This window comes from Pseudomonas sp. BRM28, assembly GCF_002939405.1.
Taxonomy (GTDB): domain Bacteria; phylum Pseudomonadota; class Gammaproteobacteria; order Pseudomonadales; family Pseudomonadaceae; genus Aquipseudomonas; species Aquipseudomonas palmensis.
The window spans coordinates 5,578,198-5,601,733 of record NZ_PEFV01000001.1 but is presented as its reverse complement, the minus strand read 5'-3'; the positions used below and the strand labels follow the sequence as shown (position 1 = coordinate 5,601,733).

At 64.4% G+C, this 23,536-nt stretch carries 19 protein-coding genes; 10 read left to right on the top strand and 9 right to left on the bottom strand.

Annotation, left to right across the window (positions count from 1 at the left end):
* Positions 1 to 7 precede the first annotated feature (7 nt).
* On the top strand, positions 8 to 838 hold the full coding sequence (gene nudC / locus CR917_RS25655; RefSeq protein ID WP_058541138.1) for an NAD(+) diphosphatase: 831 nt from the start codon (positions 8 to 10) through the stop codon (positions 836 to 838).
* Here nudC and CR917_RS25650 read toward each other — a convergent pair.
* The 5 genes from CR917_RS25650 to CR917_RS25630 form a co-directional block, all read right to left on the bottom strand.
* Positions 806 to 1,585 carry a TSUP family transporter gene (locus CR917_RS25650; RefSeq protein ID WP_043859924.1) on the bottom strand — a complete coding sequence of 260 codons (780 nt, stop codon included), beginning with the start codon at positions 1,583 to 1,585 and terminating at the stop codon, positions 806 to 808. The two genes, nudC and CR917_RS25650, sit on opposite strands and share 33 nt — an antisense overlap.
* Positions 1,586 to 1,751: 166 nt before the next feature.
* Positions 1,752 to 2,519 carry an SDR family oxidoreductase gene (locus CR917_RS25645; RefSeq protein ID WP_043859923.1) on the bottom strand — a complete coding sequence of 256 codons (768 nt, stop codon included), beginning with the start codon at positions 2,517 to 2,519 and terminating at the stop codon, positions 1,752 to 1,754.
* A 28-nt stretch (positions 2,520 to 2,547) separates the two neighbouring features.
* Entirely contained in the window at positions 2,548 to 3,615 is a 1,068-nt protein-coding gene (locus CR917_RS25640; RefSeq protein ID WP_054915451.1) for a phosphotransferase family protein, read from the bottom strand.
* Between the two features lie 178 nt (positions 3,616 to 3,793).
* Complete coding sequence (locus tag CR917_RS25635) at positions 3,794 to 4,111, bottom strand: SCP2 sterol-binding domain-containing protein (protein WP_043859921.1); 318 nt, start codon at positions 4,109 to 4,111, stop codon at positions 3,794 to 3,796.
* A 55-nt stretch (positions 4,112 to 4,166) separates the two neighbouring features.
* Positions 4,167 to 4,877 (bottom strand): histidine phosphatase family protein, encoded by a 711-nt coding sequence (locus CR917_RS25630; protein WP_104573045.1) that lies wholly within the window; start codon positions 4,875 to 4,877, stop codon positions 4,167 to 4,169.
* Positions 4,878 to 5,074: 197 nt separating this feature from the next.
* Between CR917_RS25630 and sohB the strand changes: the two genes are divergently transcribed.
* Positions 5,075 to 6,091 (top strand): protease SohB, encoded by a 1,017-nt coding sequence (sohB, locus tag CR917_RS25625; protein ID WP_054915449.1) that lies wholly within the window; start codon positions 5,075 to 5,077, stop codon positions 6,089 to 6,091.
* A 69-nt stretch (positions 6,092 to 6,160) separates the two neighbouring features.
* Positions 6,161 to 11,083, top strand: coding sequence for an NEL-type E3 ubiquitin ligase domain-containing protein (locus CR917_RS25620; RefSeq protein WP_104573046.1), 4,923 nt, complete (start codon positions 6,161 to 6,163; stop codon positions 11,081 to 11,083).
* A 53-nt stretch (positions 11,084 to 11,136) separates the two neighbouring features.
* On the opposite strand, the gene CR917_RS25615 is transcribed toward CR917_RS25620, so the two are convergent.
* Positions 11,137 to 11,631, bottom strand: a complete 495-nt coding sequence (locus CR917_RS25615; RefSeq protein ID WP_043859917.1) for a DUF934 domain-containing protein — start codon at positions 11,629 to 11,631, stop codon at positions 11,137 to 11,139.
* Entirely contained in the window at positions 11,615 to 13,273 is a 1,659-nt protein-coding gene (locus tag CR917_RS25610; RefSeq protein WP_043859916.1) for a nitrite/sulfite reductase, read from the bottom strand. The genes CR917_RS25615 and CR917_RS25610 overlap by 17 nt, the downstream gene beginning before the upstream one ends.
* A gap of 228 nt (positions 13,274 to 13,501) precedes the next feature.
* Between CR917_RS25610 and CR917_RS25605 the strand changes: the two genes are divergently transcribed.
* Positions 13,502 to 14,584, top strand: coding sequence for an ABC transporter substrate-binding protein (locus CR917_RS25605; protein WP_058541135.1), 1,083 nt, complete (start codon positions 13,502 to 13,504; stop codon positions 14,582 to 14,584).
* Positions 14,585 to 14,856: 272 nt separating this feature from the next.
* Here the strand turns inward: CR917_RS25605 and CR917_RS25600 are convergent, their stop codons facing one another.
* Both CR917_RS25600 and ccoN read right to left on the bottom strand, forming a co-directional pair.
* A complete protein-coding gene (locus tag CR917_RS25600; RefSeq protein ID WP_371920445.1) occupies positions 14,857 to 15,069 on the bottom strand; it encodes a cbb3-type cytochrome c oxidase subunit 3 in 213 nt (70 codons plus the stop codon).
* Positions 15,070 to 15,079: 10 nt separating this feature from the next.
* The gene (gene ccoN, locus CR917_RS25595; RefSeq protein WP_043863022.1) at positions 15,080 to 16,507 is read right to left on the bottom strand and encodes a cytochrome-c oxidase, cbb3-type subunit I; all 1,428 of its coding nucleotides are present in this window, start codon (positions 16,505 to 16,507) and stop codon (positions 15,080 to 15,082) included.
* Between the two features lie 451 nt (positions 16,508 to 16,958).
* Between ccoN and CR917_RS25590 the strand changes: the two genes are divergently transcribed.
* From CR917_RS25590 to CR917_RS25565, 6 genes are read left to right on the top strand one after another with little or no spacing between them, the layout of a single operon-like run.
* The gene (locus CR917_RS25590) at positions 16,959 to 18,575 is read left to right on the top strand and encodes a phosphopantetheine-binding protein (protein ID WP_104573047.1); all 1,617 of its coding nucleotides are present in this window, start codon (positions 16,959 to 16,961) and stop codon (positions 18,573 to 18,575) included.
* Positions 18,562 to 20,139, top strand: a complete 1,578-nt coding sequence (locus tag CR917_RS25585; RefSeq protein ID WP_104573048.1) for a class I adenylate-forming enzyme family protein — start codon at positions 18,562 to 18,564, stop codon at positions 20,137 to 20,139. Before CR917_RS25590 ends, CR917_RS25585 begins: the two co-directional genes overlap by 14 nt.
* A 58-nt stretch (positions 20,140 to 20,197) precedes the next feature.
* Positions 20,198 to 21,124, top strand: coding sequence for an alpha/beta fold hydrolase (locus CR917_RS25580; protein WP_104573049.1), 927 nt, complete (start codon positions 20,198 to 20,200; stop codon positions 21,122 to 21,124).
* 12 nt (positions 21,125 to 21,136) lie between these two features.
* Complete coding sequence (gene rpe, locus CR917_RS25575; RefSeq protein ID WP_043863018.1) at positions 21,137 to 21,823, top strand: ribulose-phosphate 3-epimerase; 687 nt, start codon at positions 21,137 to 21,139, stop codon at positions 21,821 to 21,823.
* Between the two features lie 27 nt (positions 21,824 to 21,850).
* The gene (gene hemE, locus CR917_RS25570; RefSeq protein ID WP_054915444.1) at positions 21,851 to 22,936 is read left to right on the top strand and encodes a uroporphyrinogen decarboxylase; all 1,086 of its coding nucleotides are present in this window, start codon (positions 21,851 to 21,853) and stop codon (positions 22,934 to 22,936) included.
* On the top strand, positions 22,929 to 23,357 hold the full coding sequence (locus CR917_RS25565; RefSeq protein WP_043863016.1) for a MarR family winged helix-turn-helix transcriptional regulator: 429 nt from the start codon (positions 22,929 to 22,931) through the stop codon (positions 23,355 to 23,357). Before hemE ends, CR917_RS25565 begins: the two co-directional genes overlap by 8 nt.
* The last annotated feature ends 179 nt before the right edge of the window (positions 23,358 to 23,536 follow it).

Genomic DNA, 23,536 nt, shown 5'->3' with positions numbered 1-23,536 from the left:
ACGCAACATGTCAGCGCGCTGGACCACTGCAGTACTGGACCCCAACACCCCCGGCGGCCTGGCCGTCGCCCACTGTGCCGAGGGCTTTCTGGTGGACGCCAACGGCGCGCTGTTCCCGCGGGACTGGCTCAGGCGCCAGGACCTGGACGTGGTGTGCGAGCACGGCATCGGCCACTTCGACGGCCAGCCGGTGTTTCTGCTCGAACTGCGCTCGGCACAGGCGCCCCAGGGCTGCAGCTGGCGCGGCCTGCGCCAGTTCATGCTGGAAGGCGATTCCGATACCTACACCCTCCTTGGTTATGCCGCGCAGATCGCCACCTGGGCCCGCGAGCACCGCTTTTGCGGCAGTTGCGGGCAGGCGATGGTGCAGATCCAGTGGGAGCGCGCGATGTACTGCGCCGGCTGCGAGCTGCGCAGCTACCCGCGCATTTCGCCGAGCATGATCGTGCTGATCACCCGTGGCGACGAGATACTGCTGGCGCGCTCGCCACGCTTCGTGACCGGCGTGTACAGCACCCTGGCCGGGTTTGCCGAGCCGGGCGAGTCGGCCGAGGACTGCCTGGTGCGTGAGGTGCGTGAAGAGGTGGCGCTGGAGGTGAAGAACCTCCAGTACGTGGGCAGCCAGTGCTGGCCGTTCCCGCATTCGATGATGCTGGGCTTTCATGCCGAATACGCCGGCGGCGAGATCGTGATGCAGGCCGACGAGATCGAGGATGCCCAGTGGTTCAGCGTGCATGCGCTGCCGCCGTTGCCGGCGGGCCGCTCGATTGCGCGTTACCTGATCGACCTGTACGTGGCGCGCCGCCTAGGCCTGGCCGAACCAGTGCTGCCACGCTAGGCGCACGGTCAGGGCCAGCACCACGGTGATGAACACCGGGCGGATGAACTTGCTGCCGCCGCTGATGGCGGTGCGTGCGCCGAAGAACGCGCCGACCATCAGCGACGAGCCCATGGCCAGGCCCACCGCCCAGTCCACCTGGCCGGAGAAGATGAACACCGACAGTGCTGCGGCGTTGCTCACGAAGTTCATGCTGCGCGCCACGCCGCTGGCCTTGACCAGGTCGATGGGGTAGAGCAGCAGGGTGCTGACGGTCCAGAACGCGCCGGTGCCCGGGCCGGCCACGCCGTCATAGAAACCCAGGGTCAAGCCCTGGGGCAGTTGCCACTTCTTCTTGATCGGCGCATCGGCGTCCAGCGGCGCCTTTGGCGTGCCGCCGAACAGCAGGTAAACGCCGCAGGCGAACACCACCACCGGGAGCATCTTGTTCAGCCATTCGGCCGGCAGGTAGTGGGCAACGATGGCGCCGATGAAGGCCCCTACCAGGGTACCGACCAGGGCATGTCGCCACTGTGCGGGGTGGAACAGCTTGCGCCGGTAGTAGGTGAAGCCGGCGGTGGCCGAGCCGAAGGTGGAGCTGAGCTTGTTGGTGCCCAGCACCAGGTGCGGCGGCATGCCGGCGGTGAGCAGAGCGGGGGTGGTGAGCAGGCCGCCGCCGCCGGCGATGGCGTCGATGAACCCGGCCACGAAGGCCACGGCGGCAAGAATGGCTAGGGTGGTGAGATCTACGCTGAGTTCGAAGGGCATGGTGTTGGGCTTATTCGACTGGGGCGCAGAACGGTAAAGCTGCGCCTGAGGGGCGCTATGGTAAAGGAGATGGTGCGTGCCTGTCAGGGCCCTATCGCGGGTCAAGCCCGCTCCCACAGAAATAGCGGTGATCCTTGTGGGAGCGGGCTTGACCCGCTATGCGGTATCAGGACAGGAACCCCCCATCCACATTCAACGCCGTACCGGTGGTGTAGCTGGACGCATCGCTGGCCAGGTACAGCACCGCGCCCGCCATCTCCTTCGGATCGGCCACGCGCTTGAGCGGGATCTGCTGCAGCGCCGTGTTCAGGATCGCTTCGTTCTTGACCAGCGCCGAGGCGAACCTGGTGTCGGTCAGCCCCGGCAGCAGCGCATTGCAGCGGATGCCAAAGGGGGCGCATTCCTTGGCGAACACCTTGGTCATGTTGATCACCGCCGCCTTGGTCACCGAGTAGATCCCCTGGAACACCCCCGGCGATACGCCATTGATCGATGCCACGTTGATGATGCTGCCGCCGCCGTTTTCGCGCATCAGCTTGCCGGCCTCGACCGACATGAAGAAGTAGCCGCGGATGTTCACGTCGACGGTCTTCTGGAAGGCGCTCAGGTCGGTGTCCAGCACGTTGCAGAACTGCGGGTTGGTGGCGGCGTTGTTGACCAGGATGTCCAGGCGCCCGAACTGCTCGCGAATGCCGGCGAACACCGCGCCGATCTGTTCCATCTCGCCAATGTGGCAGGCCACCGCCGTGGCCTTGCCGCCGGCGGCGATGATCGCGTCGGCCACGTGCTGGCAGCCGTCGAGCTTGCGGCTGGACACGATCACGTGGGCACCCTGCTGGGCCAGCAGGTGGGCAATCGCCTCGCCGATGCCGCGGCTGGCGCCGGACACGAAGGCGATCTTGCCGTCGAGGTCGAACAACTGGGTCTTGGACATGGGGCGGGTTCCTTGTAGTTGTAGGGCGTCAGAGCGTGGATTTGCCGATGACCTGGAGGCTCATGTGCTCCAGCAGCTTGTTCATGTGCACGAACTGGGCGAAGCGCTTGTCCTGGGTCTGGCCATGGAAGAAGCGGTAGTAGATCTGCTGCACGATGCCGGCCAGGCGGAACAGGCCGTAGGTGTAGTAGAAGTCGAAGTTGTCGATCTGCAGCCCGGCACGTTCGGCGTAGTAGTCGACGAACTGGCGCCGGGTGAGCATGCCCGGTGCGTTGCTCGGCTGGCGACGCATCAGTTGCACGGGCGCAGGGTCGCCGGCTTCGATCCAGTAGGCCAGGGTATTGCCCAGGTCCATCAGCGGGTCGCCGAGGGTGGTCATTTCCCAGTCCAGCACGCCGATGATGCGCATGGGGTTGTCGGCGTCGAGGATCACGTTGTCGAAGCGGTAGTCGTTGTGCACGATGGCGGGGCGTGGGTGGTCGGCCGGCATCTTCTCGCGCAGCCAGGCGATCACCGCTTCCCAGCGCGGTGCATCCGGGGTCAGGGCCTTTTCATAACGTGCGCTCCAGCCTTCGATCTGGCGCTGCACATAGCCTTCGGGCTTGCCCAGGTCGGCCAGGCCGCAGGCGGTGTAGTCCACCTGGTGCAGCTCGACCAGGCGGTCGATGAAGCTCTTGCACAGGGCTTCGGTGCGCTGGCTATCCAGGCCCAGTTCGGGGGGCAGGTCCGAGCGCAGGATGATGCCCTTGACCCGGTCCATCACGTAGAACTCGCCGCCGATCAGCGATTCGTCGGTGCAGTGCACGTAGGCCTTGGGGCAATAGGGGAAGCCGCTGTTGAGCTGGTTGAGGATGCGAAACTCGCGGCCCATGTCGTGGGCCGACTTGGCCTTTTGCCCGAACGGCGGGCGGCGCAGCACGAACTCGCGGTCCGGGTAGCTGAGCAGGTAGGTGAGGTTGGACGCGCCACCGGGGAACTGGCTGATCACCGGCGTGCCGCTCAGGCCTGGAATGCTGGCCTTGAGATAAGGGTCGATGAGGGCGGCATCGAGTTCTTCGCCGGGGCGAACCTGGGTCGACTGGTCGGTGAGCGTCATGCTTTTCCCTTATTCTGAAAGTCGCTGATTATTGTTTAATCTAATTCTCGCGGATAAACCGAACAAGTGTTTGACTGTGTTATAGGCCAGCGTGTTGCACCACGATCACCACCCCTGATGCCGGGCGAAAAAAAACCGAAGCACAAGGCTTCGGTTCTGGTCGGCATCAGCGCAAGGCTCAGGCCGGGAACAGCTCGCTGAGTTTCATCGACAGCATCATGTCGCCTTCGACGCGCAGCTTGCCGCCCATGAAGGCCTGCATGCCGTCGGTTTCGCCGCTGACGATGCCCTTGAGGGTTTCGCTGTCCAGCACCAGGGTGCAGTTGGCGTCAGGGTTTTCGCCTTCCTGCAGGTCGCAGGTGCCGTCCTTGACGATCAGCGAGAAGTGCTTGTCTTCGTCGGTGATGTTGAAGCCGAACACCAGGTCCAGGCCGGCAGCGGCGGCAGGGTTGAACTTCTCTTGCATGGCTTGAACGGCTTTAGCTACGTCGGTCATGGTGTATTCCTTATTAAGTGATGTAAGCGACCCTGGGGCCGCAACAGGCCGGTGCTCATCGGTAGGTGATGAGCGCCGGCACCCTCAGCAACTGCACGTGGGCCTGGTTGTTGAAGGAAGCCAGCGCCACCTCGCGGCCACGAAACTTCAGATGGCTGAGCGAGGTGTTGACGATCTGCCAGTTCAGCGCGAACGCCTGGCTGGGGGTGATGCCGGTGATCAGGTGGAGCAGGGCGGTGATGGTGCCGCCGGAGGTGAAGATGGCAATGTTGTCGCCTTGCCCGGCCTCGCGCAGCAGGCGTTGCAGGCCGTCGTGCACCTGCTCGACGAAGCCTTGCCAGCTTTGCAGGCCGTCGACATCGTGCTCGCCGCCGTGCCAGCGCTGCACCAGCAGGGCGAACAGGCGCTGGAACTCGCTGCGGTTGTTGCGGGCATTGCGCAGGATGTGCAGCGCCTCGGGCTCGTCCGGCAGCAGGCCGGGCAGCAGCGCGCGGATGACGGCGTCGGCGTCGAATTCGTTGAAGGCAGGGTCGGTTTCCAGGCTGGGTACCGCGCTGCCGGTAGCCTGCAGGCGGGCCAGGGCCAGGCGTGCGGTGTGCTGCTGGCGGCGCAGGTCGCCGGCCACGCAGCGATCCAGGCGCAGGCCCAGCTGGGCGAGGTGATCGCCCAGTGCTTCGCTCTGGGCAATGCCGGTCGGCGACAACACGTCGTAGTCGTCGGCACCAAAGGAGGCCTGGCCATGTCGAATGAGGTAGATGCTGCCCACGTCGTATGCCTGGAGTGAAGGTTCTGGCGAGGGTAGGTGGCCGATGGCGGCCTGTCAACGAAAAAACATACAAGCGTTTGAAAAGGTCGTTTGAACTGCGTTTCGGGGCGTTGCCCACGCTGGTGGAGGCGTGGCCGCGCCGGTATGCTTGGGCCACGTTTGGCGCCGTACGGGCGCAGACATGTTAAGGAGCTACTGTGGATTTTCTTGCTGAATACGCCAGCTTTCTGGCCAAGACCGCGACCCTGGTGATCGCGCTCCTGGTGGTGTTGTCGGCCATTGCCGGGTTGCGCGGCAAGGGCCGGCGCAAGGCCGGGGGGCAGTTGCATGTGACTCGCCTCAACGATTTCTACAAGGACCTGCGCGAGCGCCTGGAGTCGGGTCTGCTCGACAAGGCCCAGCTCAAGGCCCTGCGCAAGCAGCAGGCCAAGCGCGACAAGCAGCAGAAGAAAAAGCCCGAGGACAAGCCGCGGGTGTTCGTGCTGGATTTCGACGGCGACATCAAGGCCTCGGCCACCGAGAGCCTGCGCAATGAAATCACCGCGCTGCTGACCCTCGCCACGCCCAAGGACGAAGTGGTACTGCGCCTTGAAAGCGGTGGCGGCATGGTGCACAGCTATGGCCTGGCCTCCTCGCAGCTGGCGCGTATCCGCCAGGCCGGCGTGCCGCTGACGGTGTGCATCGACAAGGTGGCGGCCAGCGGCGGCTACATGATGGCCTGCATCGGTGACAGGATCGTCAGTGCGCCCTTCGCCATTCTGGGCTCCATCGGGGTGGTGGCGCAGTTGCCCAACGTCAACCGCCTGCTGAAAAAGCACGATGTAGACTTCGAGGTGTTCACGGCGGGTGAGTACAAGCGCACCGTGACCGTGTTTGGCGAAAACACCGAGAAGGGCCGCGAGAAGTTCCAGGAAGACCTGGACGTGACCCATCAGCTGTTCAAGGATTTCGTCTCGCGTTACCGCCCGCAGTTGCACATCGATGAGGTGGCCACCGGCGAGGTCTGGCTGGGTGTGGCGGCACTGAACAAGCAACTGGTGGACGAGCTGCGCACCAGTGACGAATACCTGAGCGAACGCGCTCGCGATTCGAACCTGTATCACCTGCATTTTGCCGAACGCAAGAGCCTGCAGGAGCGCGTTGGCCTGGCTGCCAGCGCCTCCATCGAGAACACCCTGGTGGGCTTGTGGAGCCGTCTGGGCCGCTGGCGCTGAGCAATATGTAGCACTTCACCTGCGTCATGATGGGGTCTGCTTGGGGTTCAATCTACCCCGAGGACCATCATGACCACTCCCACCGATTCCACCGACACCTATGTCACCCCGGGGCCGCACGGCCCCTTCATCCATCAGCGCATGCCTGACTGGCTCAAGCACTCCACCCCTGCAAGTTTCGCGGCCCTGAGCCAGCCCTGGGGCGCCGAACAGCACCAGGGCGCAGGGGATGCGCCGGCGCCCTGGTTCAGCAATGCCCGCGAGGACCAGCGCCAGGCACTGCTCGCCTGCCAGCAGCACGCCCGCGCCTGCGCCGACGCGTTGGCGCGTACCCTGCGCCCCCTCAAAGGCATCGTCGAGTTCGCCGAGCCGCTGCTCAAGGCCAGGCTCAAGCGCGACTTGCAGCGCGACGACGACGTCAACACCCACGAATTCGTGCACGTTACCCACGACACCGAACTGCTGGGTGCGCTGGTGCGCGTGGTGCCCAGGCGCCAGAGCCTGCTGCAGGCGGCGCTGCAGAACTTTGCCCGGGATGCCGAATTCGACGCCGGTACGGCCCTGGCGGCCAAGGGCGCATTTTCCATGGCTCTGGTACCTGGCAGCGAGCACGCGCCGCGCTATCGCTACGTTTACAGCAGCAAGCTGGCGGTGGCCCCGCGCGACTTTGCCCGTGTGTGCCATGAGCTGGACCTGGGCAAGCAGTACCAGGACCACCTGGCTGCAGTGTACGAGGCGCCGGCCACCCATGATCGGGTTCGCCGGCAGTCCATCGAGGCCTACAAGGCGCGCCTGCGCGTGCGCACCTGGATTGCGGCGATGAAGGGCGAGATTGGCGAGGCTGCCCGCAGCGCCTTGCTCGGCTGGCTCGATGGCACCGGTGCCGCCCAGTACAACGGCAAGCCCCTGGTGTTCAGCACCCTGGAAATGTTCGGCATTGGCTTGTCCGGTATCTGGGTGGCCAGTGCCGACCGCCTGCTCAGCGAGCAGACCGAGCCTGTGCTGGTGTATGTGCCTGGCGCGCCCCTGTACCCGCTCAAGGAATACCCGAGCATCGAGGCGTTCAAGCGCGACCTGCGCATCAACCTGATTTCGCCCGCCTATCAGCAGGCCATGCGCGGTTGTGTGGCCCGGGCCGATGAAGAGCGCTTCTTCGGGCTGCTGGAAAGCAATCTGTTTCACCTGGTCGATGGCCAGCACGGGCTGCTGGAGCGCCAGCCCAACCTGGAGGCGGACCTGTACCTGCGTGAACACCGTGTGGAAGATGACCTGTTCGAGTTGCAGCATCGACGCCTGATCGAGAAGGCCAAGGCTGATGCGCGGCACCTGGCCGTGCCCAGTGCCGACGCGGACGAAGCGGCCCGCGAGGCGCGCCTGGCGTACTGGGAAAGCATCGGTCTGAACGTGCTCAACAGCGCCGCCTTCTTCGTACCCGGGCTGGGGGAGGTGATGGCGGTGGTGGCGGCCGGCCAGTTGATCGGGGAGGTGGTCGAGGGCATCGAAGACTGGGAGGTGGGTGATCGCGAGCTGGCCATGGCGCACCTGCAGTCGGTGGCACTGAACATTGCATTCGCCGTGGGCCTGGGGCTTGCCCTCAAGCCGTTGGCCGTCGGGCCGGGCAGCGAGTTGCTGGAAGGCACAGTCCAGATCAGGCTGGCCAACGGGCAGTACCGGCTGTGGAAGCCGCAGCTGGAGCCCTATGCCGCGGATGTCGATCTGTCGGGGGTCGTGCCGGACCTTCAGGGGCGCTACAGCGTGGGCGACAAGACCTACATTCGTGTGCAGGGCCGCGCCTACGAGGTGGTCGGCACCGAAGCGGGCCAGTACCAGGTCCGCCATCCTCGCGATGACGCCTACCAGCCGCCGGTGGTGCACAACGGCGCCGGGGCCTGGCGCCTCGAGGCCGAAGACCCGCAGCAGTGGGAAGGCCTGACGTTGTGGCGGCGCCTGGGCCATCTGGTGGACGGCATGGGTGACGAGGACCTGCTGAACATGGCCGCCATCACCGGCATCGACGAGGCACGCCTGCGCCGCCTGCACAGCAACAACGAGCCTTTGCCGGCGTTGCTCGGCGACAGCCTGGTGCGCTGGCAGATGAGCCGCAGGGTGGCGGATGTGATTGCGGCCATGCGCGACGGGCAACCACTGGCCACCGAGCTCGATGCCTTGCCCCTGGCCTTGCTCACACGCATGCCGGGTTGGCCGGCCGGTGTGCTGGTGCGGGTGATGGAGGACGGGCAGCTGGTCAAGGAGTACGGTACGCCGCTGAGCGCCGACAACCGGACCCTGTCGATCACGCGCCAGGAACTGGTCGACGGTCGCTTCCTGACAACGCTGCTGCAGGGCTTGACCGAACAGGAAGAGAAGGCCCTGTTCGGCCCCTACCTGGCCAGGACCGAGGCTGGTCGCCTGACGCAATTGCGTGAAGCCTATGCCCTTTACGCCAGCGTCAACCGCAGCCAGGTGTTCGACAGCCTCTACCGCGCCGACCCGGTGCAGGAGGTGGCGGGCATGGCGGTGGTACGCAAGCAGTTTGCCGGGCTGGCGTGGCGGCAGGCCAGAGAGCTGGTCGAGAGTGCCAGCGTCAGCGAGCGAGCGCAGCTCACCGCCAACCCGCCGCGGGTGCCGTTGCGCCTGGCCGAACAGGCCCGCTGGCTGGCGGAGCAGGTGCGCGTGGTGCGTGCCCGTGAGGGCCTCTACCTGGGCTACACCGATCGCCTGGACTGCCTGAAGGTTGCCATGGACCAGTTGCAGGCCTTGCCGGGTTGGTCTGGCGATGTGCTGTTGCAGGTACGTGAGGGCAGCCCGTGGGGCGATGAGCTCAAGGCGGTCGGGAGCAGCACGGCCACCGGCACCAAGCGTATTCTCGCGCGGCTGGACGAAGGCTATCAGGCCTATGACAGCGAGCATAACGCGCTGGGCGGGGTGGAGCCGTTGTGCGCCGCCATGCTGCATGCGCTGCCCGACAGCGAGCGCGTGCTGCTGGGCCTGAACATCAACCAGGCCGACGCGTTGCGCCTGATGTTGGCCGAGAATGCCGCCAAGGATACGGCTGCGGTGCGTAGCAGCATCGGCGTGCGTCCGCGCACGCGCTGGTTCAAGCCGCCAATGCGCATGCTCGATGGCCAGATCGGTTATCCGCTCAGTGGCCGGCGCCCGTTCGGCAGGCCGCAGACGCCGATGCAGCGGGCCCGGGCGCTGTACCCCGACCTGGCGGTGGACGAGGTGCAGGCCTTTTTGCAGGAGCTAGGTGAGGGGCTCAGTGAGGAGGAGCTGCTGGTCAAGCTTGAGGGGCGTCGCCAGGAACTGTTCAAGCTGATCGATGAGCTGACCGCCTGGCGCAACGATCAGTCCGTGAGTTTCGCCACCCGTCGCCACCGGGAGGTGGCGGCCGATCGCATCGAGCGTTGCTGGCGGCGCCAGACCAGCCCGGTGGTAACCTTTGAAGGGCGAACCGTCGGCTACACCCTCAACCTGTCGGAGACGCGCCTTGAAGGTCTGCCGATTCTGAGTGCCGATTTCAGCCATGTGGCGTCGCTGTTCATGCGCGACATGCAGTTGAGCGAATTGCCCGAAGCCTTTGTCGAGCAGTTTGCCAATACGCGCTGGCTCAACCTTTCCAACAACCTGTTCAGCACCCTGCCTGCCGCGCTGGAAGCCATACCGCGCATCACCCGGCTGACGTTCAGCTACAACAGCCTGGTCATGGATGCTGCTGCCAATGCGGTGCTGGCCAAACTGGCTCGCCTGAGAATCCTCAACCTGGACCACAACCCCTTGATAACCGCGCCCGATGTTTCGACCCTGGTCGACCTGCGCGGGCTCAGGCTGCAGCACACGGGCATCAGTACCTGGCCGACCGGCCTGATGGACCTTGACATGCTCGAAGAGGTCGACCTGCGCGCCAACAACATTCAGGTGGTGCCGCAGGACGTGCTGGCGCCCGCAGCCGAGCGTGTCGATCGGGTGTTGAGGATCAATCGGGTCACCAGCCTGCACGGCAACCCGATCGATGCCGACAGCCAGGTCAGGCTGACGGTCTATCGTCAGCGCACGCGTATCAGCTTTGGCGTGACGCCGAACCTGCGCGTCCATTTTGCGCCCGAGCCGATGGCTGCTGGTGCCACGGCCTGGCTTGCCGGTGCAGATGCGGTGCAGGCGGCCGAACTGCAGGCGATGTGGGATGCGCTCAAGGCCGAACCGGGCACCGACGAACTGTTCCGGCTGTTCGATGACCTGGGGGAGACGTCCGATTTTCGCGAGACCTACGACGACCTCAAACAGCGGGTGTGGGCGCTGATCAAGGCAGTGAGCGCCAACACGGCGCTGCGCGAGGAGGTACTGCAGACCCTGGACAGCGTGCGCAACTGTGGCGATGCGGTGATCCTGGTGTTCAGCCAGCTTGAGGTGCAGGTGCTGATCAATCAGGCCCTGGCGCTGGGTACCCAGCTGGGTGCCGAGTGGTCACTGATGAAGCTGGCGCGCGGGCTGTATCGTCTGGAGCAGGTCGAGCTGATTGCCCAGCGGGTCATCGATGCACGTGTGCGTGCTGGCACGATGGTGGACGAGGTCGAAGTGCGGCTGGCTTACCGTACCGCGCTGACCGAGCCGCTCGAGCTGCCGGGGCAGCCCAACACCATGCGCTACCGAGCCACTGCCCAGGTCAGCGATGCCGATATCAAGGCTGCGCAGAAGGAGATCGAAGAGGGCGAGACGCCGGCAGTGCTCAAGGCTTCGATTGCCCAGCGCGACTTCTGGGTCAGCTACCTGAAGGTGCAGTATGCCGAGCGCTATCAGCGCATCGCCAAGCCGCTGCACGCCCGCATGGAGGCCTTGCAGGCAGATGCCGATGCCGGGCACATCACCGAAGCGGCGTACCTGCGCCAGAGCCACGTACTGCAAGCCAACCTGGCCAAGGAGGAGAAAAAGTTGCTGGAGACGCTGACGGCAGAAATCTGGAACAGCGTGCCTGACCAGGTCACCCGGTTGTAAATTCGACGCCACAAAAAAAGGCCCCGCAAGGGGCCTTTTTCATGGGGCGGTGTTCAGCGTCGACGGAACAGCGGCTGCGGCTCGTCGGTGGCGGCCTGGTAGGTCACCGAGAAGTCCTGCAGGCTCTGCAGCGCTTCGACCGGGTCCTTGTCGGCCCGCAGGGCGAAGGCGTCGAAACCGCAACGCTTCATGTAGAACAGCTGGTCGCGCAGCACGTCGCCGATGGCACGCAGCTCGCCGGTGAACTTGTAGCGGTCACGCAGCAGGCGCGCATTGGAGTAGTTGCGCCCGTCGGTGAAGGCCGGGAAGTTCAACGCGATGACCTGGAAGCTGGCCACGTCATCGCCGATTTCCTCGGCTTCCTCGTCGGCATCCAGCCACACGCCCAGGCCGCCGTCGCGGGCCTTGAGGGCATGGGCGTGCTCGCGCCACAGGTGCAGCGGCACGATATAGTCGTCGCAGTTGGTCAGTTCGTCCAGGGTGACGTCCTTGGGCAGCAGGTGCCAGGTTTCGTCGACGATCTGGTTGCCCTTAATGATTCGCTGCATAGACGCGCTCCTTGAAAGGGTCGATGCCAATACGTTGGTAGGTGTCGATGAAGCGCTCGTCTTCAGTACGTTTCTCGACGTACACATCGATCAGCTTCTCGATCACGTCCGGCATGTCGTCCTGGGCGAACGAGGGGCCGAGGATCTTGCCCAGGCTGGCGTCGCGGCTGGCGCTGCCACCCAGGGACACCTGGTAAAACTCCTCGCCCTTCTTGTCCACCCCGAGAATGCCGATATGGCCGACGTGGTGGTGGCCGCAGGCGTTCATGCAGCCGGAGATGTTCAGGTCCAGTTCGCCGATGTCGAACAGGTAGTCCAGGTCGTCGAAGCGGCGCTGGATGGATTCGGCGATCGGGATCGACTTGGCGTTGGCCAGCGAGCAGAAGTCGCCGCCCGGGCAGCAGATGATGTCGGTCAGCAGGCCGATGTTCGGCGTGGCGAAGCCGTTTTCACGCAGCTCCAGCCACAGCGCGTGCAGCTGGCGCTGCTCGACGTCGGCCAGGATGATGTTCTGCTCGTGGGAGGTGCGCAACTGGCCGAAGCTGTAGCGTTCGGCAAGGTCGGCCACCGCGTCCAGCTGCTTGTCGGTCAGGTCGCCCGGCGCCACGCCGGTCGGCTTGAGCGACAGGGTAACGGCCACATAGCCCGGCTTCTTGTGCGCCAGGGTATTGCGCGTGCGCCAGCGGGCGAAGCCCGGGTGCTGCTGGTCGAGCTCGGCCAGCTGGCTGTCGAGGTTGTCCAGCGCCAGGTAGTCGGGGTCGACGAAGTGCTTGGCCACGCGATGCACTTCGGCATCGGTCAGGGTGGTGCTGCCGCCGCGCAGGTGCTCCATTTCGGCGTCGACCTTCTGGGCGAACACCTCCGGCGTGAGGGCCTTGACCAGGATCTTGATGCGCGCCTTGTACTTGTTGTCACGGCGACCGTAACGGTTGTACACGCGCAGGATCGCGTCCAGGTAGCTGAGCAGGTCCTGCCAGGGCAGAAATTCGTTGATGAAGGCGCCCACCACCGGGGTACGGCCCAGGCCGCCGCCGACCAGCACGCGAAAGCCCAGTTCGCCGGCCGCGTTGTGCACCGGCTCCAGGCCGATGTCGTGCACTTCGATGGCCGCACGGTCGCTGGCCGAGCCATTGATGGCGATCTTGAACTTGCGCGGCAGGTACGCGAACTCGGGGTGGAAGGTGGTCCACTGACGCACGATTTCACACCATGGGCGCGGGTCGATCACTTCGTCCGCGGCAACGCCGGCGAACTGGTCGGTGGTGACGTTGCGCAGGCAGTTGCCGCTGGTCTGGATCGCGTGCATCTGCACCGTGGCCAGCTCGGCGAGAATCTCGGGGATGTCCTCCAGGGCTGGCCAGTTGTACTGCACGTTCTGCCGGGTACTGATGTGCGCGTAGCCCTTGTCGTAGTCGCGAGCGATTTTGGCCAGCATCCGGGTCTGGCGCGACGTCAGCTGGCCGTAGGGCACGGCTACCCGCAACATCGGGGCAAAACGTTGAATATAGAGGCCATTTTGCAGGCGCAGGGGGCGGAACTCTTCTTCGCTCAGCTCACCGGCCAGGTAGCGTCGGGTCTGGTCTCGGAACTGCTTGACGCGGTCCTCGATGATCCGCTGATCGTACTCGTCGTATACGTACATAGGGGTCCTGTTCTCAGGCTGCTTGCAGCTAATCGCGCGCACGGCCGCGCACTCCGGGGCGGAGCCGAGGCAAGATAGCAGTTTGCGTTTATGCGCAAAAGTGATGTTTTTGCATATGAAAAGAACTATATGGACTAAGTGAGACTGGCTAGCGTTTGGCTGTCACCTGAGCGTTGCCCGTGCCGTCGCGGTTATACTCGGCGCTTTGCGTTGCAGGAGCGTACTCGAATGCTCAAGGCCTTGTGCCTGTCGGTGTGGCTGGGCCTGTCGCTGGTGAGTGGCGCCCAGGCGGCCTCGGTGGTGTTTCTCAATCCGGGCAATGCCGACGAGACCTTCTGGGTCAGTTACTCGCGTTTCATGCAAGGCGCCGCGCAGAACCTGGGCATGTCCCTGCGAGTCGAGTACAGCGGGCGTGATCGCCAGCGTGTGCTGCATCAGGCGCGACAGGCGCTTCAGGGGCCGCAGCGGCCGGACTACCTGGTGCTGGTCAACGAGCAGTACGTGGCGCCGGAGATCATCCGCCTGTCGCGCGGCAGCGGGGTCAGGCTGTTTCTGGTCAACAACGGCCTGACGGTCGACCAGGCGCGGCAGGTGCACGAGTATCCGGACCGTTATCCGCCGGTCCTCGGCACCCTGACCGGCAACGACGAGGAGGCCGGCTACCGCATGCTCAAGACGCTGGTCGAGCAGTTGCCGCCCGCTGCCCTAGAGCAGGGCGTGGACCTGCTGGCGTTCTCGGGGTTGAAGCACACCCCGGCAGCGCAGTTGCGTGAGCAGGGCATGCACCGGGCGTTGGCCGAGTTGCCCGGCGTGCACCTGCGCCAGCTGGTGTATGGGGAATGGAGTCGCCAGCGCGCCTATGAGCAGGCGCAGTTGCTGGGTGCGCGTTATCCGCGTACGCAGCTGGTGTGGTCGGCCAATGACGAGATGGCGTTCGGCGCGATGCAGGCATTCGAGGAGGCCGGGCGGGTGCCGGGCCGGGATGTGCTGTTCAGTGCGGTGAACAGTTCGCCACAGGCCCTGCAGGCGCGAATCGAGGGTCGATTGAGCGTGTTGATGGGCGGGCACTTTTCTCTGGGCGGGTGGGCCATGGTGCTGCTGCACGATGATGCGCAGGGCGTGCCGATCGGTCAGTTGCTCGCCCGGCCGCGGCCGGTGCCGGTGCTTCAGCTGATCGATGCGGTCAAGGCACGGCGCTGGCTCACGCTTGAACAGCAGGGCGACTATGGGCTGGATTTCAAGGGGTTCAGCGCCGTTGGCAAGGCGCCAGGGTATCGATACCCGTTCCTGAAGGACGCGATGGACTACTAACCGACGAGCTGTACAAAAACCCTGCTTGAGCAAAGGGCATTGCTGGACTTAACTGCATCAGGTGCAGTGCATTCCCATAACCACAACAAGAGGCAATGCAATGGGAAATCCAAGCAAGGCAAGCAAGCCGGACAGCAGTGTCGATGCGTGGGCGATACTCTGCCTGATTGTACTGGTGGTCGTGACGGCGGTTTACTGGGTCAGTCACCAATAGGCCAAGCCGCAAGAGCGAATCAACCCGCTCTTGCGGACATGCCGGTACAGCACCACCCTCAAGCCTTCAGCAAAGCCTCCGGTGCCTCGGCAGGCACCGGTCGCCCGATGGCCTGCTCGACCCGGCGCGCCACCACCGGGTCATCGGCAAAGGGTATGAGGCTTGCCTGGTCATCCACCTGGTCGCTATGGCGCCTCAGGCAGGCGCTGGTGATCAGGTAGAAGAACATCAGTCCGGTCACGCAATACAACCCATATGCCCAGCCGTTCATTCGCTGCCCCTTACGCCATCTGCGCGTTGTCCAGTGCCAGTTTCGGGTCTGCCACGCGTACCGTGCGCCAGGTGTTCCAGGCCATCAGCAGCATCCCGCTCAGGAAGCACACGCCACCGACGAAGCGCACGATGAAGCCCGGGTGGCTGGCCACCAGTGCCTCCACGAACGAGTAGGTGAGGGTGCCGTCGTCGTTGATGGCGCGCCACATCAGGCCCTGGGTGATGCCGTTGACCCACATCGAGGCGATGTACAGCACGGTACCGATGGTGGCCAGCCAGAAGTGCAGGTTGATCAGCCCGATGCTGTACATCTTCTCGCGGCCGAACACCTTGGGAATCATGTGGTACAGCGCGCCGAAGGTGATCATCGCCACCCAGCCCAGCGCACCCGCATGCACGTGGCCGATGGTCCAGTCGGTGTAGTGCGACAGGGCGTTGACGGTCTTGATCGCCATCATCGGCCCTTCGAAGGTCGACATGCCGTAGAACGCCAGCGACAGCACCAGGAAACGCAGGATCGGGTCGCTGCGCAGCTTATGCCAGGCGCCCGAGAGGGTCATCATGCCGTTGATCATGCCGCCCCAGCTCGGGGCCAGCAGGATGATCGACATCGCCATGCCCAGCGACTGCGCCCAGTCGGGCAGGGCGGTGTAGTGCAGGTGGTGCGGGCCTGCCCAGATGTACAGGGTGATCAGCGCCCAGAAGTGCACGATCGACAGGCGGTAGGAATACACCGGCTTGCCGACCTGCTTGGGCACGAAGTAGTACATCATCCCCAGGAAGCCGGTGGTCAGGAAGAAGCCGACCGCGTTGTGGCCGTACCACCACTGCACCATCGCATCGGTGGCCCCCGCGTACACCGGGTAGGACTTGAACCAGCTGACCGGAATCGACAGGTGGTTGACCACGTGCAGCATCGCGATGACCACGATGAAGGCCCCGAAGAACCAGTTGCCGACATAGATGTGCGTGCCCTTGCGGCGCAGCAGGGTGCCGAAGAACACCACGCCATAGGCCACCCACACGATCGCCATCCACACCGCGCCGGTGAATTCGATCTCGGCGTATTCCTTGGTGGTGGTAAGGCCCAGGGGCAGGCTCAGCAGCATGATCACGATGGTTGCCTGCCAGCCCCAGAAGGTGAAGGCCGTCAGCCAGTCGCTGTAGAGGCGTACCTGGCAGGTGCGCTGCACCGCGTAGTAGCTGGCGGCAAATTGCGCGCTGCCGGCGAAACCGAAGATCACCAGGCTGGTGTGCAGGGGGCGCAGGCGGCCGAAGGTGGTCCAGGGCAGGTCCAGGTTGAGCTCCGGCCAGACCAGTTGCGAGGCGATCCATACGCCCATGGCCATGCCGACGATGCCCCACACCACCGTCATGACCACGAACTGCCGGACCACCTTGTAGTTGTAGGCCTGTGCCTGTTGATGAGTACTCATGGCTGTTTATCCGCGTTTCCTTCCTAGCCCACCCCCCGACGGGACGAGCACAGGCGCTGACTCTAGAAAGCCTGCCGCAGACAAAACAGACTCAGAAACAGGCCTTATATACGGATCAGATAAAAGCCCTGTATTCATTGGGCAAAAGCGCTACTGATCTGTAACAGCTGCGACATTTGAACGCTGTTATGCGGCCTAAATCGCCGTCAACGGGGTGACCATCGGCCGCAGCCAGGGTTCATTGGAATTATCTTGACATCACCGCGAAACGCAGTAGAGAATTTCACAAACTTTGCGCGCAAAGTTTTGCAGGCAGGGGCTTTCTGTCGTTGTTGCAGGCGTTGCGCGATCCGATACGACACTTAACGCGCCAGGGCTAACGGGACGACGCAGGTGCGCATCCCGCGCACGCATTCGGCACCGGAAAATATAATAACGAAGGGAGCAACAGATGAAGCTTTCCAAAGAATTGGTCCTCCAGGCAAAGGCGACATTCGGTACGCCTACCTACCTGTATGACGAGGCGGTGCTGCGCAGCAGTTTCAATGAACTGCGCGACGCCTTGCCCGACTGCGTGGATATCTTCTACGCGCTCAAGGTCAATCCGAATCTGTCGCTGGTGAAGCTGATCCGTTCGTACGGCGGCAACACCGAGGTCTGTTCGCTGGGCGAGCTGGAAATCGCCCTGAAGGCGGGCGTTGCACCCCAGGACATCATTTTCCTGGGCCCCTATAAGAAGCCCGAGGAACACCGCCGGGCGCTGGAAGTGGGGGTGTACGCCATCGTCGTCGAATCCGAAACCGAACTGCGCGCGCTTTCTGCCCTGGCCGGCTCGCTGGGCTGTACCGCACCGGTGGCCATTCGCATCAATCCCAATTTCTCGGCCTCGGGCTCGCCCTGGAAGATGGGCGGGCGCCCGACCCACTTCGGTATCGAGGAAGACACCGCAGTGGCCAATTTCGGCCAGTACCTGGCGCTGCCCAACCTGCATATCAAGGGCATTCACGTCTACAACGGCACCAAGATCCTCGACGCCCAGTCGGTGTATGACAATGCCAGCTACATCCTCGACCTGTACCGCAACCTCACCCTTCGCTACGACCTGGACCTGAGCATGGTCGACGTCGGCGGCGGCCTGGGCATCAAGTACTACGAGAACGAAAAGGAACTCGACACCCGTCAGCTCAAGCAGCTGCTGGCGCCGCTGTTCGACAGTTTCCATCGCCAGTTCCCGCGTACCCGCATCATCGTCGAGTCCGGCCGTTTCGTGGCCGGCAAATGCGGCGCGCTGCTGGTCACCGTCGACAACATCAAGCACAACCACGGCAAGACCTTCGCCGTGACCGACGGCGGCACCAACTGCCACGGTGCCGCGGCGGGCAGCGGCCAGGTGCTCAAGCGCAACTTCCGCATCGTGCACGCCACCGGCAGCAATGGCGCGCCGCTGCGCGAGTACCATATCTCCGGCCCGCTGTGCAGCCCCGACGACCTGCTGGGGCGTGACGTGCGCATCGAGACCCTGAGCGAAGGCGACCTGCTGGCGGTGACGGCCTCCGGTGCCTATGGCCCCACGGCCTCGCCCACCCTGTTCCACAGCCATGGTCACCCGGCCGAGGTGATCGTCAGCCACGGCCGCCTGTTCCTGGCCAGGGCCCGTCAGACCGCACTGGAGATCCGCGACAGCCACGCCGACGTGGCGCTGGACGACATGCTCGCCGCCCCGGCCAGCGCACCTGCTGCCAGCAGCGCACCGGGCGTGACGGCCAGCGGCGCCACGCAGGCGCAACTGATCGAGATCCTGCGGGTGGTGCTCAAGCTGCCAGCCAGTACCGAGGTGCGTGCCGACTCGCACCTGCGTGACCACCTGGGGCTCGACTCGCTCACCTCGATGGAGCTGCTGGTCAGCCTGGAGGACGAGATCGAAGGCTTCTTCGTCAACCCCGACACCATTGCCCCCGGGCACTTCAATACCGTGACGACGCTGGCGCAGTACATCGACGCCAACCGCCAGAACGCCCCCGAAACCGCCTCGCAAGGCCAGCCAGAGGTACAGTATGAGCCGGTCTAGCGTGCTCCTGCAGCAGGTACTGGAGGCCAGCAACGGCCTGTACCCGCGCAAGGCGGCAGTCATCTATGCCGATGAAACCTACACCTATGCCGACCTCGACGATTCCAGTTCGCGGCTGGCCTCGGGCTTGCAGGCCTGTGGCCTGCAGCGTCAGGAACGGGTGGTGCTGTGCCTGGGCAACCGGGTAGAAACCATCTGTGCCTTCTGGGGTGTGCTCAAGGCCGGTGGCGTGGTGGTCAATGTCGGCCTGGAGACCCACGCCGACGGCCTTGACTACATCGTGCGGGACGCCGAGGCCTCGGTGCTGATCACCACCTCGGAGAAGTTCGCCAGCCTGTCGGTGGACACCCCGAGCCTGCCGTACCTGCGCACCATCGTGCTGCTGGACGGCGAGGCCGACTCGGCGCTGACACGCACCTTCGAGGGTGTGCTGATGCAGGGCAACGGAGCTCCGGTGCCTTGCGGCACGCTGGACCTGGACCTGGCCGCGATCATCTATACCTCCGGGTCCACCGGCGAGCCCAAGGGCGTGATGCTGACCCATCGCAACATGCTCGCGGCGCTGTCGTCGCTGCACACCTACCTGGGCTACAACGACAGCGACCACGTGCTCTGCTCGTTGCCGCTGTCGTTCGACTATGGCCTGTACCAGATGATCATGGCGCTGAGCGCGGGCGCCACCCTGGTACTGGAAAAGGAATTCACCTGGCCGATCTTCCTGATCAAGAAGATCCGCCAGTACCAGATCACGGTCATCCCGTTCGTGCCCACCATGCTCATGCTGCTGCATGAGTACGCGAGCAAGCGCAACGCCAGTTTCGAGCACGTGCGCATGGTCACCAATACCGGCGCGGCGCTCAAGCCGCCGCACATTGCGCAGATGAAGGCGCTGTTTCCGCAGGCGCAGATCTTCTCCATGTACGGCCTGACCGAGTGCAAGCGCTGCACCTACCTGCCGCCAGAGGACATCGACAGCAAGCCGGGCAGCGTCGGCATCGCCATTCCCAACACCGAGTTGTGGCTGATCGACGAGCACGGCCAGCGCATCGACCAGGCCCACCAGGTGGGCCAGTTGGTGATTCGCGGCGCCACGGTCATGGCCGGCTACTGGCGCAACCCGCAGGCCACGGCGAAAAAGCTCAAGCCCGGCCCCTATCCCGGGGAGAGCGTGCTGCATACCGGCGACTACTGCCACCTGGACGAAGACGGCTACCTGTATTTCGAAGGCCGGATGGATCACGTGATCAAGTCCCGCGGCATGAAGGTCAGCCCGGCGGAAGTGGAAGACTTCTTCTACGCCATGGCAGGCATCGACGCGGCAGCGGTGGTCGGTGTCGAGGATGCTGCGGCCGGCGAAGGGCTGTGGGCTTTCGTGACCTTGAGCCAGGGCGTCACGCTCAGCGCCGAGCAGTTGCTCGAACGCTGCCGCGCCGGGCTCGAGCCGCACAAGGTGCCACTGGCAATCAGTATCGAGCTCACCTTGCCGCGCACCGCCAACGGCAAGTTCGACCTCAAGCAGTTGCAACACACGGCACGCTCGGCACAGCTGGCGGCCGCCGGCTGACAGGCGCTGCGGGTGTTGCCCGTTACCTCGAAACAATGCTTACGCAGGGAGTATCTACATGCGTCTTGGCAATAAAAGCAGGGACCAGACCCTGGACGTCAACGGGCAGACGTTTGCCCTGCGGGTCTGGGGCGAGGAGGGGGCTCATCCGGTATTGGCCGTGCATGGCTGGCTGGACAACGCCGCCTCCTTCGAACAGGTGGCGCCGTACCTGAAGGATTGCTTCGTGGTGGCACCGGACCTCGCCGGGCACGGACGCTCGGACCATCGGCGTGCCGACAGTGGCTACTATCTGTGGGAACATGCCGACGACATGAATACCCTGGTCGAGTGCATGGGCTGGAAGCGCTTTTCGGTGATCGGCCATTCCATGGGCAGCGGCATCGCGTCGATCCTGGGGGCGATGAACAAGTCCATCGACAGCATGATCTTCCTCGATGGCATGGGCGCTCCGTTCACCATCGCCGAAGAAGACACCGTGGAGCACCTGAAGAAGGCCCATCGCCTGATGCGCCTGGCCCTGCGCACCCGCCTGCATGGGTTCTCGGCCCCCGACAGCGTGCAGTTCAGCAGCGTCGAGGCGGCGGTCAACGAGCGGCGCAACAGTATCGACGGCCTGCTCTCGCCGGCCTCGGCACGCCTGCTGGCCATGCGCGACCTGCTCAGCGTGGGGGATGGCTACCGCTGGCGTCACGACCCGCGGCTGGTGCTGCCCGAACCGATGCAGCTGACCGAGCGTCAGGCCTGCGACTTCCTGCGTCAGATCAGTTGCCCGCTGCATGTGATGCTCGGGCGCCAGGGCCTGTTTGCCGGCCCGGAATTCGACAAGCGCAAAAAAGCGTTGCCCTGGGCCAGCCGTGTGCACTGGCATGATGGCGGGCACCATTTTCATCTCGAAGCGGCAAGTGACAGCCTGATCGCACAGATCAACACCGCCCTTGCGCAAAACGAGCAGGGCCCGGTGCGACGAATAGCCAATGAGTAACGGAGTAGGCGTGTGAAAGAGTTCTGGATTGCCCCGTCGATGCTGGCGGCCGATTTTGCCCGGTTGGGCGAGGAAGCCGAGCGGGTTCTGGCTGCCGGTGCCGACGTCATCCACATCGACGTGATGGACAACCACTACGTACCCAACCTGACCATGGGGCCGCAGTTCTGCAAGGCCCTGCGCAGCTACGGCATCACCGCGCCGCTGGATGTGCACCTGATGGTCACCCCCGTGGACCCGATGATCCAGGCATTTGCCGAGGCGGGTGCCGACTACATCTCGATTCACCCCGAGGCCACCGTTCACCTGGACCGCTCCCTGCAACTGATCAAGGATCTGGGGTGCAAGGCGGGCCTGGCCTTCAATCCGGCAACAGGGCTGGAGGAATGCAAGTATGTGTTCGACAAGCTCGACCTGTTGTTGCTGATGTCGGTCAACCCCGGCTTCGGCGGGCAGTCGTTCATCCCGGCGGTCTTGCCCAAGATCGAAGCAGCGCGCAAGCTGATCGATGCCAGTGGCCGTGACATCCGCCTGGAAGTGGATGGCGGGGTCAACCTTCACACCATCGGCCAGGTCGCTGCGGCCGGTGCCGACATGTTCGTGGCCGGTACGGCGATCTTTTCCCAGCCCGATTACCGCGCCACGCTCCACGCCTTGCGCAGCACGATTGCCGATGCCGCCCCGCGGCGCCAGTCATGAGCTGTGCAGTGAATTTCGCGAACCAGCATGAGTTACCCGTCCTTGCACAATAATACGTTTATCAAGGCCTTGCTGCGCCAACCCACGGCGCATACGCCTGTCTGGCTGATGCGCCAGGCCGGCCGCTACCTGCCCGAGCATCGTGCCCTGCGTGCCAGGGCCGGCTCGTACCTGGACCTGGTGAAGAACCCGGACCTGGCCACCGAGGCCAGCCTGCAACCGCTGCGCCGTTTCAGCCTGGATGCCGCCGTGGTGTTCGCCGACATGCTCAGCCTGCCCGACGCCATGGGGCTGGGCCTGTACTGCGTGAACGGCGATGGCCCGCGCTTTCGTCACCCCTTGCGTGACGAGGCGGCCATCGAGCGCCTGCGCGTGCCCGAACCCGAGGCGCTGGAGCACACCTACCAGACCCTTGCCCAGGTGCGTCACGAACTGGAGGGCAAGGTGCCGGTGGTGGGCTTTGCCGCAAGCCCCTGGACCCTGGCCTGCTACATGGTCGAGGGTGGCCCGCCGGGCGACTGCCAGTTGATCAAGAAGATGCTCTACCGTCGCCCGGAACTGCTGCACCGGTTGCTCAAGGTGCTCGGTCACGCGGTGGCTGCCGACCTCAATGCACAGATCGAGTCCGGCGCCCAGGCGGTGATGCTGGTGGACAGCTTCGGCGGTGTGCTGGCCGACGCTGCCTATCGGCGTTTCTCCCTGTATTACCTGCGTGAAGTGCTGGCGCGCCTGCACAAGACCCAGCATGGCGTGCGCATTCCCTCCATCGTGCATACCCGTGGTGGCGCCCAGTGGCTCAGCCCGCTGGCCGACAGCGGCGCCGATGCGCTGGGCCTGGACTGGACGTGTGACCTGGCGCTGGCACGCCAGCTGGTGGGCAACTGCGTGGCGCTGCAGGGCAACCTCGACCCGGCCGTGCTGCTGGCAGACGAGGCGAGCATTCGCCGCGAGGTGCGACGCACCCTGCAGACGTTCGGACCACCGGCGGCCGGTTTCGGCCATGTGTTCAACCTGGGGCAGGGCATTTCGCCGGCCACTTCGCCAGAGGCGGTTGCAGTACTGGTCGACGCGGTGCATCACTACAGCCGCGTCGCGGGAGGTGTGCATGCTTGACCCGACGTTCGACTTCGACAAGATGCTGTGTTTCTCGCTGTATTCGACAGCCAACGCCATGGTTCGGGACTATGCCGAACCGCTCAAGCGACGTGGCGTCACCTACCCGCAACTGCTGGTGATGGCCGGGTTGTGGGGCAAGGATGATGTGTCGATCAGCGCCTTGAGCGAGCTCACCCTGTTCGACCTGGGCACGTTGACGCCAATCGTCAAGCGCCTGGCGGATGCGGGGTTCATCACCGTGTACCTGGACCCCAGCGACCGGCGCCGACGCAACCTGCTGCTGACCGACAAGGGCCGTGAGCTCAAGGCCGAGGCGGCGCAGGTGTTCAGCAACATGGCGTGCAAGATCGACCTGGGCGAGGGCGAGGTGGAGCAGGTGCTCAACGTGTGCCACCGGATCCGTACCCGCCTGCGCTGACCCGCACCCATTCGCCAGCAAGGCCTGCTCCTGTAGGAGCCAGCCTTGCTGGCGAACAGCCACACCACCCACCACATTGGCACACTCGCCAACCACCCTGGCAGCCAGCGAAACATCCCGCCTGCGGCGGCGCCATACACTCTCCTGGGATGTTCCCAACCATAACAAAAGGAGTGTTC